The organism is Chromobacterium sp. Ag138 (assembly GCF_055181315.1).
In genome coordinates this window covers 4,595,419-4,612,425 of record NZ_JBUPWA010000001.1, presented here as the reverse complement: position 1 = coordinate 4,612,425, position 17,007 = coordinate 4,595,419, and the positions used below count along the sequence as shown (strand labels likewise).

Annotated in this window: 14 protein-coding genes, 1 rRNA gene, 1 pseudogene and 1 other annotated feature; of the genes and pseudogenes, 8 read left to right on the top strand and 8 right to left on the bottom strand. The window is 67.2% G+C overall.

Translation table 11 applies throughout. The annotated features are described in order from the left end of the window. Positions 1–332 precede the first annotated feature (332 nt). The 8 genes and pseudogenes from cobJ to bluB all read left to right on the top strand — a co-directional run bounded on the left by cobJ (position 333) and on the right by bluB (position 8,321). Positions 333–1,877, top strand: coding sequence for a precorrin-3B C(17)-methyltransferase (gene cobJ, locus ACY3GB_RS21485; RefSeq protein WP_463090521.1), 1,545 nt, complete (start codon positions 333–335; stop codon positions 1,875–1,877). Next, on the top strand, positions 1,874–2,980 hold the full coding sequence (locus ACY3GB_RS21480; protein ID WP_463090520.1) for a CobW family GTP-binding protein: 1,107 nt from the start codon (positions 1,874–1,876) through the stop codon (positions 2,978–2,980). The genes cobJ and ACY3GB_RS21480 overlap by 4 nt, the downstream gene beginning before the upstream one ends. A 3-nt stretch (positions 2,981–2,983) precedes the next feature. Then, positions 2,984–3,517: pseudogene (locus ACY3GB_RS21475) on the top strand (ABC transporter ATP-binding protein); the annotation flags it as partial. Between the two features lie 254 nt (positions 3,518–3,771). Next, positions 3,772–4,740, top strand: a complete 969-nt coding sequence (locus tag ACY3GB_RS21470; RefSeq protein ID WP_463090519.1) for an ABC transporter substrate-binding protein — start codon at positions 3,772–3,774, stop codon at positions 4,738–4,740. Beyond that, positions 4,737–5,759, top strand: coding sequence for a FecCD family ABC transporter permease (locus ACY3GB_RS21465; RefSeq protein ID WP_463090518.1), 1,023 nt, complete (start codon positions 4,737–4,739; stop codon positions 5,757–5,759). The genes ACY3GB_RS21470 and ACY3GB_RS21465 overlap by 4 nt, the downstream gene beginning before the upstream one ends. A 29-nt stretch (positions 5,760–5,788) precedes the next feature. After that, positions 5,789–6,391, top strand: coding sequence for a cob(I)yrinic acid a,c-diamide adenosyltransferase (cobO, locus tag ACY3GB_RS21460; protein WP_463090517.1), 603 nt, complete (start codon positions 5,789–5,791; stop codon positions 6,389–6,391). Next, the gene (locus ACY3GB_RS21455; protein ID WP_463090516.1) at positions 6,391–7,683 is read left to right on the top strand and encodes a cobyrinate a,c-diamide synthase; all 1,293 of its coding nucleotides are present in this window, start codon (positions 6,391–6,393) and stop codon (positions 7,681–7,683) included. Before cobO ends, ACY3GB_RS21455 begins: the two co-directional genes overlap by 1 nt. Next, positions 7,680–8,321 carry a 5,6-dimethylbenzimidazole synthase gene (bluB, locus tag ACY3GB_RS21450; protein WP_463090515.1) on the top strand — a complete coding sequence of 214 codons (642 nt, stop codon included), beginning with the start codon at positions 7,680–7,682 and terminating at the stop codon, positions 8,319–8,321. Before ACY3GB_RS21455 ends, bluB begins: the two co-directional genes overlap by 4 nt. 26 nt (positions 8,322–8,347) lie before the next feature. Here bluB and ACY3GB_RS21445 read toward each other — a convergent pair whose 3' ends face one another. From ACY3GB_RS21445 to rrf, 8 genes are all read right to left on the bottom strand, one after another. Next, the gene (locus ACY3GB_RS21445) at positions 8,348–8,770 is read right to left on the bottom strand and encodes a VOC family protein (RefSeq protein ID WP_463090514.1); all 423 of its coding nucleotides are present in this window, start codon (positions 8,768–8,770) and stop codon (positions 8,348–8,350) included. 10 nt (positions 8,771–8,780) lie between these two features. After that, complete coding sequence (locus ACY3GB_RS21440) at positions 8,781–9,563, bottom strand: enoyl-CoA hydratase/isomerase family protein (protein ID WP_463090513.1); 783 nt, start codon at positions 9,561–9,563, stop codon at positions 8,781–8,783. 134 nt (positions 9,564–9,697) lie between these two features. Further along, complete coding sequence (locus ACY3GB_RS21435) at positions 9,698–10,051, bottom strand: DUF4180 domain-containing protein (protein ID WP_463090512.1); 354 nt, start codon at positions 10,049–10,051, stop codon at positions 9,698–9,700. 18 nt (positions 10,052–10,069) lie between these two features. Further along, positions 10,070–10,522, bottom strand: a complete 453-nt coding sequence (locus tag ACY3GB_RS21430; RefSeq protein WP_463090511.1) for a hypothetical protein — start codon at positions 10,520–10,522, stop codon at positions 10,070–10,072. Positions 10,523–10,696: 174 nt separating this feature from the next. Further along, complete coding sequence (locus ACY3GB_RS21425) at positions 10,697–11,050, bottom strand: cysteine-rich CWC family protein (RefSeq protein WP_463090510.1); 354 nt, start codon at positions 11,048–11,050, stop codon at positions 10,697–10,699. Positions 11,051–11,162: 112 nt separating this feature from the next. Then, positions 11,163–12,389, bottom strand: coding sequence for a branched-chain amino acid ABC transporter substrate-binding protein (locus ACY3GB_RS21420; RefSeq protein ID WP_463090509.1), 1,227 nt, complete (start codon positions 12,387–12,389; stop codon positions 11,163–11,165). Positions 12,390–12,522: 133 nt separating this feature from the next. Next, the gene (putA, locus tag ACY3GB_RS21415; RefSeq protein ID WP_463090507.1) at positions 12,523–16,116 is read right to left on the bottom strand and encodes a trifunctional transcriptional regulator/proline dehydrogenase/L-glutamate gamma-semialdehyde dehydrogenase; all 3,594 of its coding nucleotides are present in this window, start codon (positions 16,114–16,116) and stop codon (positions 12,523–12,525) included. A 403-nt stretch (positions 16,117–16,519) separates the two neighbouring features. Next, a 5S ribosomal RNA gene (gene rrf / locus ACY3GB_RS21410) occupies positions 16,520–16,634 on the bottom strand. Positions 16,635–16,770: 136 nt separating this feature from the next. Continuing rightward, positions 16,771–17,007, bottom strand: a sequence feature (23S ribosomal RNA rRNA prediction is too short).

Here is a 17,007-nt window from a genome sequence, read left to right as displayed (position 1 = left end):
GACTTCGACGCCATCCACTCCCCCTTCATCCCCGCCGGAGCAAACATGCTTGGCAAGGTTTTAAGCTGCCGCTTGTTTGAGCCGCGCGACGCTAGCGCGTTGCCGCTGAGCAAATCAGAGATTTGCACGCATGGAGTTCGGCAGCGCCTTGCCAGCCTGATTTTCACCGGGAATTCGCGCGGCGCAGGGGCGGCCTGGGTTGTAAGCGTGCGAATCTTTGATTCGCTCAGCGTAGGGGCTGGTCGCGCAGCCCCCTTACCCGCCCGCTGGGCGGAACCACACATCACCAGCGCCAAAACAATTACAGAATGCAAAATCAAGAGAACAGAACCATGACCGGCAAACTCTACCTCGTCTCGGTCGGCCCCGGCCGCGCCGAGCTGATCCCCGACCTCGCCCGCCAGGCGCTGGCCGCGAGCGACGTGATCGTCTCCTACGACCTCTACCTGACCTGGGTGCAAGCCTGGATCGCCGGCAAAGACATCCGCACCCTGCCGCTGACCCAGGAGCGCGAACGCGCGCAGCTGGCGCTGGAAGAAGCCCGCGCCGGCAAGACCGTGGCCCTGCTGTCCAGCGGCGACATCGGCGTCTACGCGATGGCCACGCTGGCCTACGAAGACATGCGCGAGGACGATGTGTTCGACGTGCAGCTGATCCCCGGCATCACCTCCGCCAATTCCTGCGCATCGCTGCTCGGCGCGCCGCTGTCGCATGACTTCGCCACGCTGAGCCTGTCCGACCTGCTGTGCCCGTGGGAGTGGATCGAAACCCGCGCCCGCCACATCGCCCAGGCCGACCTGGCGGTGGTGTTCTACAACGTGCAAAGCCGCCAGCGCCAGGAAGGCGTGTACCGCATCCTGGACATCATGCTGGAGCATAAAAAACCGGAGACGCTGTGCGGCATCGTCCGCAACGCCTACCGCGAGGACCAGGCGGTGGAGATCGTCACGCTGGCCGAGCTGCGGACCCGCCGCTTCGACATGCTGACCAGCATCGTCATCGGCAACCGCTTCACCCGCCGCAAGCGCGAGTGGATGTTCACCCCGCGCGGCTACTTCAACTGGGACAACAGCAGCGACACGGTGAAGGCCGACGCGCTGCCCGCCGGCGCCGCCTGGGTGTTCTCCGGCACCAGCGACGGCAACGCGCTGTCGCGCGCCATCGCTGAAACCGGCCGCGCGGTGGTGGTCAGCAGCGCCAGCGACTACGGCAACGAACAGGCGCAGCAGGCCGTGCCCGGCGTCGCCACCGTCAGCGGCCGCCTGGGCGTGGAGCGCCGCCGTGAGCTGCTGTCCGGCAGCCAGGCTTCGGCCATTGTCGACGCCACCCACCCCTATGCCAGCGAGATGTCGCAGCAGCTGATGGCTCTGGCCGAGGAACTGGCCCTGCCCTATCTGCGCTACGAACGGCCGGCGAGCGGCAGCGCGCATCCGGTCATCCGCTGCGCCGACAGCGATGCCGCCGCCAAACTGGCGATGGCGAAGGGCAGTCGCATCTTCCTCGCCACCGGCAGCAAGGAGCTGCACCGCTTCCTCGCCGCCGACGCGGAGCAGAAGCATCAATGGTTCGTGCGGCTGGCACCTGACCCGCAGCATTTGCAGCGGGCGCTGGACCTGGGTCTCCCGCGTTCGCGCATCTGCGCGATGCAGGGCCCGTTCTCGCAAGCCGCCAACGAGGCGCTGTGGCGCGACTGGGGAATCGACTGCGTGATCAGCAAGGACGGCGGCGAGGCCGGCGGCTTCGACGCCAAGGCCGCGGCCGCCGCCGCGCTGGACATACCGTTCATCGTCATCGACCGGCCGCAGCTGGATTATCCGCAGGCCTTCAGCGACTTCGCCTCGCTGCTGGCGGCCCTGCCGCAGGGAGGCCAGGCATGAGCGCGCCGCGCCTTCCCGTCACCGTGCTGACCGGCTTCCTCGGCGCCGGCAAGACCACGCTGCTGTCCAAGCTGCTGGAGAACAACAAGCAGCGCCGGCTGGCCATTCTGGTCAACGAGTTTGGCGAAGTATCGATAGACGGCGGCCTGCTGCGCGACGCCGACGCCGGCGGCGTGGAAATCCACGACTTGGCCAACGGCCTGGTCGCCTACGACGACGACGCCGACTTCCTGCCCACCATGCTGGCGCTGTGGCAACGCCGCCAGCAGATCGACCACGTGCTGATCGAAACCTCCGGCCTCGCGCTGCCCAGCGCGGTGATGGCGCAGCTGCAAAGCGAGGCGCTGGCGCCCTATTTCGTGCTGGACGCCACGCTGGCGGTGGTCGACACCCCGCTGCTGCTGGCCGGCCATTTCGCGCCGGCCGGAGACGGCGGCAAGACCGACGCGGTGGCGGAGCTGTTCGACCAGCAGCTGGGCCACGCCGACATCGTGGTGCTGAACAAGATAGACGCGCTGTCCGCCGACCAGCTGCTGGCGGCGGAAGAAGCCGTGCGCAAGCAAGCGCCGTCGATCCGCTTCATCGAACTGGCCTATGAGGCCAAGCTGGACACCCGGCTGACGCTGGGCCTGCATCTGCACGAGGCCTCGCCGGCCGCGCACCGCCATTACGGCCCGGTGGCCAGCATGCCGGGGCTGGCGATGCGGCCGCTGGCCAACCAGGCCTTGCTGGACGGCCACAGCCACGGCGGCCAGGCCGCGCACAGCCACGGCCTGGCCACCCACAAGCATTTCCACGAGCAGGACCCGGGCTGGCAATCGTTCATGATCCGCAGCAAGGAAGCGCAGCATGCCGACAAACTGGCCGCCGCGCTGGAAGCCATCGCCCGCGAGGAGCCGCTGCTGCGCATCAAGGGCTTCGCCGCCTGCGCCGACGGCCCCGGCCGCCTGCTGGCCCAGGGCGTGCGCAACCGCATCGAGCTCAGCCGCGACGAAGCGCTGGCCGCGCCGCGCCAGGCGCAGCTGGTGTTCATCGGCTACCACCCCAGCCGCCCGCGCGTGGTGGCCTTGCTGCGCGACATCACCGGCGCGCACTGGAGCTAGCCGGTGAGCGCATTGGAACTATGCGGCCTGGACTGGTCGCCCGACGCCGCAACAGCGCCTGAGGCCAGGCTGCTGCGCGACATCGCGCTGACCGTTCGGCCCGGCGAATTCGTCGGCGTCATCGGCCCCAACGGCAGCGGCAAGACCAGCACGCTGCGCTGCGCCTTCCGCTTCAACAAGCCGCTGGCCGGCGAAGCCAAACTCGACGGCGCCGACATCTGGGGCCAATCCGCCGCCTCTTTCGCCCGCCGCGTCGCGGTGGTGCTGCAGGAACTTCCGGAGGACTTCGGCCTGACCGTGCGCGAGGTGGCCGATATGGGCCGCATTCCGCACCAGTCGCTGCTGCGCGGCGGCAGCGCCGCCGACCACGCCATCGTCGACGACGCGCTGGACCAGGTGGGACTGGCGGCGCAGCAACACCAGCCTTTCGCCACCCTGTCCGGCGGCGAGAAGCAGCGCGCGCTGCTGGCGCGGGCGCTGGCCCAGAAGCCGGAGCTGCTGATCCTGGACGAGCCGACCAACCACCTGGACCTGCGCCACCAATTGTCGCTGCTGCGCCTGGTGCGCCGGCTGGGCATCGCCGCCGTCGCCACCCTGCACGACCTGAACCTGGCCGCCGCCTTCTGCCACCGGCTGTACGCGCTGAAGGCCGGCCGCGTCGTCGCCAGCGGCGCGCCGGAAGCGGTGCTGACGCCGGCGCTGCTGGCCGAAGTGTTCGGCGTGCGCGCGCTGGTTGACCGCCACCCGCAAGCCGGCCATCCCCGCATCACCCTGTTGGAAGAAGAAAACGCATGAAACTGAACCCGCCTTTGCTCATCGCCTGCGGCCTGGCCGCGCTGCTGTCGGCCCAAGTCCACGCCACCCGCTACCCGCTTACCGTGGACAGCTGCAACCGCAAGGTCACCTTCCAGCGCGCCCCGCAGCGCGCCGTCAGCCACGACATCAACCTCACCGAGATGATGGTGGCGCTGGGCCTGCAGAACCGCATGGCCGGCTACACCGGCATCAGCGCCTGGAACAAGCTGAACGCGCCGCTGAAGCAGGCGCTGGGCTCGTTGCCGGAGCTGGCCGGCGACTATCCGTCGTCGGAGGCGCTGCTGGCCCGCAACGCCGACTTCTTCTTCGCCGGCTGGAACTACGGCCTGCGCGTCGGCGGCCCGGTGACGCCGGCCTCGCTGGCGCCCTTGGGCATCCAGGTCTACGAACTCAGCGAATCCTGCGCCCACGTGATGAAGCGCCCGGCGGCCAGCCTGGACGACGTCTACCGCGACATAGGCAACCTCGGCCGCATCTTCGACGTCGAGCCGCGCGCGCAAAAAGTGGTGGCCGACATGCGCGCCAAGGTGGACGGCGTCTCCGCCCGCGTCGCCAAGCGCAAGGCCACGCCGTCGGTCTTCGTCTACGACAGCGGCGAGGACCGCCCCTTCAGCGCCGGCCGGCTGGCGATGCCAGACGCGCTGATCCGCGCCGCCGGCGGCCGCAACATCCTCGCCGACGTCAACGCCAGCTGGACGCGCGTCGACTGGGAAACCGTGGTGGCGCGCAATCCGCAGGCCATCGTGATCATCGATTACGGCAAGGTCACCGCGCAGCAGAAGATCGCCTTCCTGCAGAAACACCCGGCGCTGAACAAGATCGCGGCGGTGCGCGACAAGCGCTTCATCGTGCTGCCCTACGACAGCGCGACGCCCGGCATCGCCAACGCCGACGCGGTGGCGACGCTGGCGCGCGGCCTGCACCCGGAGGCCTTCGCCAAGTGATCCGCGCCGCCGTCAACCGTCCGCCGGCCTGGCCGCTGCTGGGCGCCTTGCTGGCCCTGCTCGCGCTGTCGCTGCCGCTGGCTTCCGGTCTCGGCGCCGCGCCGGTGGAGTTCGCCGTCAGCTCCAACGTGCTGCTGCACCAGCTGGGCCTGCCGGTGGCGCCGGCCTGGCAGCCGGGCCAGGACCTGATCATCTGGCAGCTGCGGCTGCCGCGCGTGCTGCTGGGCGGCATGGTCGGCGCCGGCCTGGCGCTGGTGGGCGCGGCGCTGCAGGCCACCACCCGCAACCAGCTGGCCGACCCCCACCTACTGGGCGTCAGTTCCGGGGCCACGCTGGGCGCGGTGACGGTATTGCTGTTCAGCGGCAATGTGCTGGGCGGCGCCACCCTGCCGCTGGCCGCCTTCGCCGGCGCCTTGCTGGCCACCCTGCTGGTCACCGGCATCGCCGTGCGCCAGCGCCGCTTGCAGGCCGAACGGCTGCTGCTGGCCGGCGTGGCCGTGTCCTTCCTGCTGATGGCGCTGGCCAATCTGATGCTCTACCTGGGCGATCACCGCTCGGCCTCGGCGGTGCTGTTCTGGATGCTGGGCGGCCTGGGCCAGGCGCGCTGGGAGCTGCTGCCGGCGCCGCTGGCCGCGCTGTGCCTGGGCCTCGTCGCGCTGCTGGCGGTGGCGCGGCCATTGAACGCGCTGATGGCAGGCGAGCAGACCGCGGTCACGCTGGGTATACGCGTGACCCGGCTTCGGCTGGCGGTGTTCGCCGCGTCGTCGCTGCTGACCGGCACCATGGTGGCGGTCAGCGGCGCGATAGGCTTCGTCGGCCTGATGATTCCGCACATCGCCCGCCGCTGCGTCGGCGCCGACCACCGCCGGCTGCTGCCGGCCTGCGCGCTGTTGGGCGCGCTGTTCCTGATCTGGGTGGACGCCGCTGCGCGCACGCTGATCGCGCCGGAAGACATCCCGGTCGGCGTCGGCACCGCCGCCGTCGGCGGCGCCTTCTTCATCTGGCTGCTGCGCCGCTGACGGCGCGCGCCCCACACAAGGACGACACTATGAAAACCGATCCGGCCTCCCACCAGCGCATGACCGAGAAGCGCAAGGCGGGCTTCGAGAAGAAAAAGGCCGCCGCCACCGGCGAGAAGGGCCTGCTCATCGTCAACACCGGCACCGGCAAGGGCAAGAGCAGCGCCGCCTTCGGCATGGGCCTGCGCGCCGTCGGCCACGGCATGCGCCTGGGCGTGGTGCAGTTCATCAAGGGCGCGCTGCACACCGCCGAGCGCGATCTGCTGGGCGGCTTCGACAATTGCGATTTTTACACCATGGGCGAAGGCTATACCTGGAACACCCAGGACCGCGAGGCCGACATCGCCACCGCGCGCAAGGGCTGGGAGCAGGCGCTGGCGATGCTGGCAAGCGACGATTACGACATGGTGATCCTCGACGAATTGAACGTGGTGCTGAAATACGAATACCTGCCGCTGGACGAGGTGCTGGCCGCCTTCGCCGCCCGCCCGGCGATGCAGCACGTGGTGGTCACCGGCCGCCACGCGCCTGAAGCCTTGCTGGAAGCCGCCGACCTGGTCACCGAAATGCGGCTGGTCAAGCACCCGTACCGCGAGCAAGGCATCAAGGCGCAGCGCGGGGTGGAGTTCTGATGACGCCGCGGTCCTGCCCGGCGCTGTTTCTGACCGCCCCCGCCTCGCACCAGGGCAAAACCACGGTGACGGCGGCGCTGGCCCGCCATCACCGCAATCAGGGCCGCCGGGTGCGGGTGTTCAAGACCGGACCGGATTTCCTCGATCCCTATATTCTCGAGCGGGCCAGCGGCCACACCGTCTATGGCCTGGACCTGTGGATGAACGGCGAGGACGACTGCCGCGCCCGGCTGCATCAAGCCGCCGCCGACGCCGACCTGATCCTGATCGAGGGCAGCATGGGCCTGTTCGACGGCACGCCCAGCAGCGCCGATCTGGCCGCCCTGCTCGGCGTGCCGCTGGCGGCGGTGATAGACGCCGCTGGCATGGCGCAGACCTTCGCCGCCGTCGCCCACGGACTGGCCAGCTTCCGCCCCGGCCTGGCCTTCCACGGCTTCGTCGCCAACCACGTCGCCAGCGCGCGCCACGCCGAGATGCTGGCCGAGCAGTTGCCCGCCCATCTGCCGCTGCTGGCCGCGCTGCGCCGCGACGAGGCGGCGCGGCTGCCGGAACGCCACCTGGGCCTGGTGCAGGCGCAGGAGATCGCCGATCTGGACGACCGCCTCGACCACGCGGCGTCGCAGATCGCCGCCACCGCGCTGGCCGAACTACCGCCGCCAGCGGCGTTTCCCGCCGTGAAACAGGTCGAGTGGCCACAACTACTGGCCGGCAAGCGCATCGCCATCGCCCGCGACGCGGCCTTCGCCTTCGTCTATCCGGCCAATCTGGAAACGCTGGTCCAACTGGGCGCCGAGCTGGCCTTCTTCTCGCCGCTGGCCGACATCGCGCTGCCCGACTGCGACGCCGTCTATCTGCCCGGCGGCTACCCGGAGCTGCATCTGGGCGCGCTGTCCGCCAACACGGCGCTGAAAGCGGCGCTGCATGCGCACATTGAGGCCGGCAAGCCGCTGTACGCCGAATGCGGCGGCATGCTCTACCTGCTGGACAGGCTGAGCAATCGCAACGGCGACAGCGCGGCGATGCTAGGGCTGCTGCCCGGCCACGCCAGGCTGCAAGAGCGGCTATGCGGGCTAGGCCTGCAGCAGATGGACTTTCCCGGCGGCGCGCTGCGCGGCCATACCTTCCACTACACCCGGCTGGAAACGGCGCTGGCGCCGATTGCCCGCGCCGCGCGCGCCAGCGGCGCGGGAACCGGCGAGGCGCTGTACCGCCGCGGCAGCCTGCTGGCCAGCTATTTCCACGCCTATTTCCCTTCAAACCCGATCGCCGCAGCAAGGTTGTTCCTGAAATGAGCCGTTACCCGCAATCCGACATCGACGCCGTCTACCGCGCCATCCGCGAACGCCGCGACATGCGCCACTTCAAATCGGACCCGGTCGATCCCGACACCCTGCAGCGGCTGCTGGCCGCCGCCCACTGCGCGCCCAGCGTCGGCTTCATGCAGCCATGGCGCTTCATCCGCATCCGCGACATGGATTTGCGCCATCGCCTGCACGCGCTGGTGGAGGAAGAGCGCATCCAGACCGCCCGCGCGCTGGGCGAGCGCGAAGAAGAATTCATGAAGCTGAAGGTGGAAGGCCTGCTGGATTGCGGCGAAGTGCTGGTGGCGGCGCTGATGGACGGCCGCGAGCGGCACGTGTTCGGCCGCCGCACGCTGCCGGAGATGGACCTGGCTTCGGTAGCCTGCGCGATCCAGAACATGTGGCTGGCCGCCCGCGCCGAGGGCCTGGGCCTGGGCTGGGTGTCCATCTTCGACCCAGCCAAGCTCGCCTCTCTGCTGGCGATGCCCGCCGGCGCGCGGCCGGTGGCGATCCTGTGCATCGGCCACGTCGAGGCTTTTTACCAGAAACCGATGCTGGAACAGGAAAACTGGGCGCGGCGGCAGAACCTGGCCGATCTGGTCTACGACGAGCGTTGGCCGGAAGCCTGAAATCATGCGCTGGCGCTAAGCGGCCGTCACGCCGGCACGTCCCACTGCGGATTCCACGCCACTTCCCACAAATGGCCGTCCGGGTCCTGGAAATAACCGGCGTAACCACCCCAGAACGTGTCCTGGGCCGGCTTGACGATGGCCGCGCCCGCTTGCCTGGCCTGCGCCATTACCGCGTCCACCTCCGCGCGGGAAGCGACGTTGTGGCCTATCGTCAACTCGGTGGCGCTGGCCGGCTGCAATGGCAGGCCGGCGTCTCGCGCCAGGCTATCCCGCGGAAACAGCGCCAGCCTCAGCCCGCCTTCCAGCTCGAAAAAAGCGACAGCGCCGTGCTCGAACTCGGCGCCGACGATGCCCTCGCTCGCCAATCCCAGCCCGTCGCGGTAAAACGCCAGCGAGCGTTCCAGATCGTCGACGCCCAGCGTCAGCAAGGTGATGCGCGGCTTCATGATCGCCTCCTCAGCGCCCCTTGAACTTGGGCGGCCGTTTGTCCAGAAACGCGCGGGTGCCGATGCGGAAGTCCTCGCTCTGCGCCGCCAGGCCGAAGTAGTCTGCGCCCAGCCGCGCCGATTCGTCCTCGGACAAGGACAGGCCGCGATGCATCGCCTCCCAGCTCAACCTCACCGCCAGCGGCGATTGGGCCAGCACCTCGCCCAGCAGCGCCTCCGACTCGGCCATCAGCGCTTCGGCCGCCGCCACCCGGTTGACCAGGCCCAGCCGGTACGCTTCGTCTGCGTCTATCAGCCTGCCGGTCAGCAGCATCTCCGCCGCCCTGCCCTTGCCGATCAGCCTGGGCAAGCGGGTGGTGCCGCCGAAACCGGCCACCGCGCCTATCTTCACTTCCGGATGGCCGAAGCGCGCGTGCGAGGCCGCCACCCGCAAAGCGCATGCCTCGGCGATCTCCAGGCCGCCCCCCAGCGCGTCGCCGTTGATCGCGGCCAGCACCGGCTTGCCCAGCGTCTCGATCAGGCCGGTGACCGCCACCGCCAGTCTGGCCAGCTCGCGCACCTCAGCCGCCGGCGCCCGGTTCAGGTAGCGGATGTCGGCCCCCGCGGAAAACACCCGGCCATGGCCGGTGATGATCACCGCCCTCACCGCGTCGTCGGCCGCCGCCCACTCCAGCGCGGCCAGCAGCTGCCGCAGCAACTGGCGGTTCATCGCGTTCAGACAGTCCGGCCGGTTCAGCTCCAGCCGCGCGATGCCGCCCTCCGTCTTGCTGCGCACCACATCCCGTTCCAGCATCCCGCCTCCATGCCTGCCGCGCCGCCCGGGAGCGGCATCAAGTTATAAGATTCGGCCGGATGCCGCACGCGCCAGACCAGCGCCGCGCCCTCTCGAATCAGCCATCGGCCAAGCGTGCGTCCGCGCCAGCCTGCTCAGCCTGCCGCCAGCCAGTCCAACGCCTCCTCCCGGCTCAGAAACAGCCGCGAGAAACGCCCGCGCCTCGCTTCGCGCAGGTATTCGCCGAAGCGCTCGCCATAGTCTCGCTCCGCCTCTATCACCACCGCGGTCTGCATCCGATAATTCTGCAGCTTCTGCAGGAATTCGCCGGCGAACCGGCTGCTCAGCTGGAAAAAAGCCGCCGGCAAAACCTCATGCGAAATCAGCAAGCGTTCGCAGCCTTCGCCGATGCAGGCGGAAACCAGCTCCACGGCCTGGGACGCGTCGCTCAACTCACCACGCCACTCCAGCGCGCGATGCTCGCCCGAAACCAACACTTGATAAGGCATAATCTTTCCCAAGCGAAATCAGCCGGAACGGCGCGCGCGCGTCGCCGAAAGCACGACGGAAGAAGTGAAGCCGACGATCGCGCCGGCGAAGATCTTGGCGATGTCCAGGAAACCGGCCACCAGCGCCGAGCCCTTGCCGGCGCCGGCCACCGAATCGGCGAACAGCGGAAACAACAGGCCGAAGCCGGCGAAAGCCAGGCACAGCAGCGCGCATACGCAGGTAAAAGGGGGAAACAGATCAAATAAGCCGGGCCGCTCCGCCACCGAGCGCCCTTGCAGCAGCTCGTCCACCGCCTGGCCCAGCGCGCTGACGTCCATCCCGGCCACGGCCGGGTCGCCGCCGGACTGGGCGCTGGCAATCTCCTGCGCCCGCTCCCGTATTTGCCGCCTCAGCATCGCCAGCCTGTCATCCAACGCCGCCTCCAAGCTGGGCGGCCAAGCCGCGCCGCTTCCTGCTCCGCTTGCGCTCATGGTGGAATCTCCGTTGCGATCAGTCGATCATGCCATTCTGAAACATCGCATCAAGCACAATGGCATTTAAATCCGCGCCCGGCGTCCATGGCAAGTCCAAACGACACGCTACGCCGCAAAAAGACGGAGAGCGCAGCCGGCATCAGCCAAAGAAAGCGCCGCATGGCGCTTGTGTCAGCTGCCGGATATCAGCCGCCTCTGCAAGCAGACCGGGCACAGGCAGTCGCTGTCCGCGCCGCTCGGCGACAGTTCCAACGGCAGATCGGCGCACCAGCAGCCGCCGCTCTCTCCGCCCGCGCCGCAAGTGAAGCCATTGCCGCATTGCGGACAGGTCTTGGCCTGCACCGGCAGCGGCAGGGCCAACAGCCGCCGCCACACTTGCTCCTTCCGCTCCTTGTCGTAGCTGGACCAGCCGGCGATCTCGTCCAGCGTGCGGCGGCAGCCGGTGCAGACCTGCCCGCTGTCGTCCAGTCGGCATACGCCGATGCAGGGCGATGGCGGCGGCGTTTCCATGCTTGCCCGTTTCATGCGCCTCTCCCTTTGAATGTGTCGTTGACGATATTAGCCCGCGGCTCGCCGCTTGTCCGCGCAAACAAAAACGGCGCGGATATCCGCGCCGTTTGCCGTGAAGCGAATCCGCTTACTTGGCTGCGGAAGCGTCCTTGGCCGCCGCGCCGCCGCCCACGGTTTCCATCACGGTCCACTGGCCGTTCTGCACCTTGTAGACGGTGATGCCGCCATCCTTCAGATCGCCCTTGTCGTCATAGGTCCAGTTGCTGGACGTCACGCCCTGGTGGGTGATCTTGGCCAGCACCGGCAGGTAGGCCTTCGGATCGGCCGAGTTGGCTTGCTCCATCGCCTGGATCAGCGCGCGGGTGGCATCGTAGCCGTACGGCGAGTAGGTGGCCACGTCGGACTTGAAGCGAGCCTTGTAGCGGGTTTCGTAGTCTTTGCCGCCCGGCATCTGCTCCAGCGGCAGGCCCGCCAGCGAGGCGATGGTGCCGTCGGCTTCCTTGCCCGCCAGTTGCAGGAAGGTCGGGGTCTTGGTCATTTCGCCGGAGATCAGCGGAGCCTTGAGGCCCAGGCGCTTCATCTGCTTGACCATCGGAGCGGACTGCGCGTCGGCGCCGCCGTAGAACACCACGTCCGGGTTCGCGCCCTTGATCGAGGTCAGGATGGCGGTGAAGTCGGTGGCCTTGTCGTTGGTGAACTCGCGCTTCACCACGTCGCCGCCGGCGGGGCGCGCAGCCTTCTCGAACTCGTCGGCCAGGCCCTGGCCGTAAGCGGTGCGGTCGTCGACGATGACGATCTTCTTCGCGTGCAGCTTCTCAACCGCGAACTTGCCCATCACGCTGCCCTGCTGGGTGTCGGAGGTCATCGAGCGGAAGGTGTTCTTGAAGCCCTGCGAGGTAAACACCGGCGAGGTGGCCATCGCGATCATCGGGATGCCGGCGTCGGAATAGATCTTGGAAGCCGGGATGGCGGTGCCGGAGTTGAAGTGGCCGATGATGCCGGCGACTTTCTCGTCGACGAACTTCTGCGCCAGCTGGGTGGCGGTTTTCGGATCGGCCTGGTCGTCCTGGGCATTGAGCTCGAAGGTCACCAGCTTGCCGGCGATGGTCGGCTTGGCGGCATTGGCGTCTTCGATGGCCAGGGTCACGCCATTCTTGTATTCCTCGCCGTAGTGCGATTGCGGGCCGGTGAGCGGAGCGGCAAAGCCGATCTTGATCACGTCGCCGCCTGCGCTGGCCTGGGCCGGAGCGGAGGCGCCGGCCGCGGGCGCGGCTTCTTCCTTCTTGCCGCAGGCGGACAGGGCGACAGCGGCTGCAACCGCCAGGGTCAGGGTGGACAGCTTGGATACTTGCATCTCTTCGTTCCTCTTCCTTATTGCTTCAACTTCGCGCTTCTACACAACCGGCTTGGGGCCGGATCCCAGTCTTGCTCTTAAAGTAAAAACTCTGGCCGCATTATTCCAACGCGGCCAGAGGCTGGCAAGTTGATCATTCGGTCATGCTCATCAGGCTGGCATTGCCGCCTGCCGCCGTGGTATTGACGCTGAGCGCGCGCTCCACCACCAGCCGATGCACATTGTAGCCATTTTCGCCGCGCAGGATCAGCGGAACCAGCGCGCCGTCGCGGGCGGCCAGCTCGCGCCGGGCCTCCTCGGCCTTGGCGCCGACATACAACACCGCCTCGACGTCCGCTTCCAGCACATCGGCCACAACAGATACATGACCATTCAAGGCGGAGGCGAATCGACGGCCCAGTTCGCCATCGGCGACTACCGCGCGGTTGCCCGCTGCGAAGGCGGCGGCCAATTGCTCGGCCAGCGCCTGCGCGTCGTCGGCGACGCAGCCGATGCGGCCGCGGCCGGCGAAGGACAAGACATTGTTCTCGCCGGTCGGCCCCGGCAAGATTACGTTATGCGCCAGCGGGCTTTCCTTGCGCGCGGCGGCGATGACGCCATCCACAGCCAGGCCCTGCGCCTTGGCCGCGGCGGCCAAGGCATCCAGCGCGGACAGATCGGCAGCCTGATGCGCGGCCGCCAGCTTGGGCTGCCAGGCGGCGCGGGTCAGACGGTACAGGTAGTACGGGCCGCCGGCCTTGGGACCGGTACCGGACTTGCCCTCGCCGCCGAACGGCTGCACGCCCACCACCGCGCCGACGATGTTGCGGTTGACGTAGATGTTGCCCACCTTGATCTTGCCGCAGATGTCGGCGATGGTTTCGTCGATGCGGCTGTGGATGCCGTGGGTCAGGCCATAGCCGGTGGCGTTGATCTCGGCCACCACCTTGTCCAGATCCGACGCGGCATAGCGCAGCACATGCAGCACCGGGCCGAACACCTCGCGCTTGAGCTCCGACAGATTGTCGATCTCGAACAGCGTCGGCGCGACGAAAGTGCCCTGCTCGCACTCGGCGGACAGCTTGGTCTGGTGCATCGCGCGGGCGGAGTTCTTCATCCTGGCGATGTGGGCCAGCAGGCCGGCCTGGGCTTCGGCGTCGATCACCGGGCCGACGTCGGTGGTGATCTTGGCCGGATTGCCGACTTCCAGCTCGTCCATCGCGCCCTTGATCATCGCGACCACCTTATCGGCGATGTCATGCTGCAGATACAGCACGCGCAGCGCGGAACAGCGCTGGCCGGCGGAATCGAAAGCCGAGCTCAGCACGTCGGTGACCACCTGTTCCGGCAGCGCCGAGCTGTCGACGATCATCGCGTTCATGCCGCCGGTTTCCGCCACCAGCACCGGATCGTCATGGCGCTTGGCCAGCGTGCGGTTGATGATCTGCGCCACTTCGGTGGAGCCGGTGAAGATCACGCCCTGGATGCGCGCGTCGCCGGTCAGCGCGGCGCCGACCACCTCGCCGCGGCCCGGCAGGAACTGCAGCGCGGCGCGCGGAATGCCGGCCTCGTGCAGCAGGCGGATCGCGTAGCCGGCGATCAGGCTGGTTTGCTCGGCCGGCTTGGCCAGCACGGTGTTGCCGGCGGCCAAAGATGCGACGACCTCGCCGATGAAGATGGCCAGCGGGAAGTTCCACGGGCTGATGCACACCACCGGGCCCAGCGGCTGATGGCTGGCGTTATCGAACTCGGACACGATCTGCGCCGCGTAATAGCGGCAGAAGTCCACCGCCTCGCGCACTTCGGCGATGGCGTTGTTCAAGGTCTTGCCTGCCTCGCGCACCGCCAGGCCCATCAGCGCCGGCATATTCGCTTCCATCAGATCGGCCATGCGCTTGATGCTGGCGGCGCGTTCGGCCACCGGCGTCGCGGCCCAGGCGGCGGCGATGTCCGCCGACTGCGCGAGCGCGCGATCCACGTCGGCGGCGGTGGCTTCCAGCACCTTGCCGACCACATCGCCATGATCGGCCGGATTGCGCACTTCCAGCAGCTCGCCGTCGGTGACATCGCCGTCGCCCAGCATCGGGAACGCCGCCCAACGCTGCTGCTCCGACGTCTGCAGGCCCAGTTGCAGCGTGGCCAGCACGTGCTCGCTGGACAGGTCCAGACCCTTGGAATTGCGGCGGCCGTCGCCGTACAGCGACTCCGGCAGCGGAATCTTGCTGTGCGGCATGCCGGCGGAGGCGGCCGCTTCGGCCACCGGATCGGTCACCAGTTCGTCAAGGGACACGCTTTCGTCGACGATGCGGTTGACGAAGGACGAGTTGGCGCCGTTTTCCAGCAGACGGCGCACCAGGTAGGCCAGCAGGGTCTCATGCGAACCCACCGGCGCGTAGATGCGGCAGGCCTTGCCCAGCTTGTCCTTGCCCACCACCTGGTCGTACAGGGTCTCGCCCATGCCGTGCAGGCACTGGAATTCGTAATCCTTGCCGGCGGCCAGGTTGTAGACCGCCGCCAGGCTGTAGGCATTGTGAGTGGCGAACTGCGGATAGATCGCGTCCTGGGCGGCCAGCAGCTTCTTGGCGCAGGCGAGGTAGGACACGTCGGTGTACACCTTGCGCGTATACACCGGATAGCCCGGCAGGCCGTCCACCTGGGCGCGCTTGATTTCTGCATCCCAGTAGGCGCCCTTCACCAGCCGCACCATGAAGCGATGGCCGGTGCGGCGCGCGAGGTCGATCAGGAAGTCGATCACGAAGGGACAGCGTTTCTGGTAGGCCTGCACCACGATGCCGATGCCTTCGAAGCCGTTCAGATCCGGATCGTTGGCCAGCGCCTCGACCAGGTCCATCGAAATCTCCAGGCGGTCCGCCTCTTCGGCGTCGATGTTCAGGCCGATGTTGTACTGCTTGGCCAGCAGGAACAGCGCCTTCAGCCGCGGCAGCAATTCGGCCATCATCCGCTCGTGCTTCAGCCGGCTGTAACGCGGATGGATGGCGGACAGTTTCACCGAGATGCCGGGGCCGTCGTAAATGCCGCGGCCGTTCGATTCTTTGCCGATCGCGTGGATGGCGGTGACGTAGTCCTTCAGGTAACGCTGGGCGTCGGCCTCGGTCATCGCCGCCTCGCCCAGCATGTCGTAGCTGAAACGGTAGCCGCGCGCTTCGCGCTCGCGGCCGTTGGCCAGCGCCTCTTCAATCGTTTCGCCGGTGACGAACTGCTTGCCCAGCATGCGCATCGCCATGTCGACGCCCTTGCGGATCAGCGGCTCGCCGCCCTTGGCGATCAAGCGCGTCATCGCGGCCGACAGGCCATTGGCGCTGTGCGAGGAAACCAGTTTGCCGGTCACCAGCAGGCCCCAGGCCGCGGCGTTGACGAACAGCGACGAACTGTTGCCCAGGTGGGCCTTCCAGTCGCCGCGGGAAATCTTGTCGCGGATCAGCTTGTCGGCCGTTTCCCGGTCAGGGATGCGCAGCAGCGCCTCCGCCAGACACATCAGGGCGATCCCTTCGCTGCTGTCCAACGAGAACTCGTGCATCAGCGCGTCCACGCCGCTGGAGCGAGTGCGCTCGCGGCGGACCTCGGTCACCAGCCGGCGCGCGAGATCTTGCACTGATGCGACCTGCTCGGGACTCATCGCCGCCTGCGACAACAGCGCCTGTACGCATTCGCGTTCATCGCGCCGGTAAGCGGCGGTGATGGCGTCGCGCAGAGCGGACTGCTGATGAGCAAAGGATTCGAATTGCATGGGTTTCTCCGATATTGTTTGCAGCCCCGGCCTCGCGTCCGGGTGAGCCGTCTATTGTATACAAGAGATGACGGTTTTGTTTGACAATATAAAATATTCTTTAGCACTTAAACGCTATCAAAATCAGCCCGCGCAAGGCTTTCCAAGCGGATCAAATCACTTGCGATTCCACCCTCAGGGCATGATCAGGCCAAGATATTACCCACAACCCTCCCCAATTTATCGCCCCAAGAGCGCCTGAAGCCAGCGCTCATTTCAGACTTGATAGCAATCGAATACTGTCTGCATTTCATAGGTCAGATTAATATACAGCGGCAGGATGCGACAAAAAATTTCACCCCGGCCTTGGGCGGGGCCGAAAACGCAAAAAGCCCCAGGCTCTGGCCTGGGGCTTTTATGGGGAATCTGGCGATGTCCTACTTTCACATGGCGAATGCCACACTATCATCGGCGCTAAGGCGTTTCACGGTCCTGTTCGGGATGGGAAGGCGTGGGACCACCTCGCTAAGGCCACCAGACATAAACTGGCACAAACTTGAAGAAGCCTGGGCTGGTATTCAACCAGCCCGCATATATTCGGTATTTGATGTACGTCGCACATCCACTCTCGTCACTTAGCCTCGCTAAGCCACTCAAATGATAGGATCAAGCCTCACGAGCAATTAGTATCGGTTAGCTTCACGCCTCACAGCGCTTCCACACCCGACCTATCAACGTCCTGGTCTCGAACGACTCTTCAGGGAGGTCAAGCCTCCAGGGAAGTCTCATCTTCAGGCAAGTTTCCCGCTTAGATGCTTTCAGCGGTTATCTCTTCCGAACTTAGCTACCCGGCTATGCCACTGGCGTGACAACCGGTACACCAGAGGTTCGTCCACTCCGGTCCTCTCGTAC

What these genes read in the sequence shown, in the direction of transcription:
- ACY3GB_RS21445 (WP_463090514.1), bottom strand. Translation starts at nt 8,770, where the DNA reads ATGAAGCCGCGCATCACCTTGCTGACGCTGGGCGTCGACGATCTGGAA.
- cobO (WP_463090517.1), top strand. Translation starts at nt 5,789, where the DNA reads ATGAAAACCGATCCGGCCTCCCACCAGCGCATGACCGAGAAGCGCAAG.
- ACY3GB_RS21420 (WP_463090509.1), bottom strand. Translation starts at nt 12,389, where the DNA reads ATGCAAGTATCCAAGCTGTCCACCCTGACCCTGGCGGTTGCAGCCGCT.
- ACY3GB_RS21470 (WP_463090519.1), top strand. Translation starts at nt 3,772, where the DNA reads ATGAAACTGAACCCGCCTTTGCTCATCGCCTGCGGCCTGGCCGCGCTG.
- ACY3GB_RS21435 (WP_463090512.1), bottom strand. Translation starts at nt 10,051, where the DNA reads ATGCCTTATCAAGTGTTGGTTTCGGGCGAGCATCGCGCGCTGGAGTGG.
- bluB (WP_463090515.1), top strand. Translation starts at nt 7,680, where the DNA reads ATGAGCCGTTACCCGCAATCCGACATCGACGCCGTCTACCGCGCCATC.
- ACY3GB_RS21440 (WP_463090513.1), bottom strand. Translation starts at nt 9,563, where the DNA reads ATGCTGGAACGGGATGTGGTGCGCAGCAAGACGGAGGGCGGCATCGCG.
- ACY3GB_RS21430 (WP_463090511.1), bottom strand. Translation starts at nt 10,522, where the DNA reads ATGAGCGCAAGCGGAGCAGGAAGCGGCGCGGCTTGGCCGCCCAGCTTG.
- ACY3GB_RS21480 (WP_463090520.1), top strand. Translation starts at nt 1,874, where the DNA reads ATGAGCGCGCCGCGCCTTCCCGTCACCGTGCTGACCGGCTTCCTCGGC.
- cobJ (WP_463090521.1), top strand. Translation starts at nt 333, where the DNA reads ATGACCGGCAAACTCTACCTCGTCTCGGTCGGCCCCGGCCGCGCCGAG.
- ACY3GB_RS21425 (WP_463090510.1), bottom strand. Translation starts at nt 11,050, where the DNA reads ATGAAACGGGCAAGCATGGAAACGCCGCCGCCATCGCCCTGCATCGGC.
- ACY3GB_RS21455 (WP_463090516.1), top strand. Translation starts at nt 6,391, where the DNA reads ATGACGCCGCGGTCCTGCCCGGCGCTGTTTCTGACCGCCCCCGCCTCG.
- putA (WP_463090507.1), bottom strand. Translation starts at nt 16,116, where the DNA reads ATGCAATTCGAATCCTTTGCTCATCAGCAGTCCGCTCTGCGCGACGCC.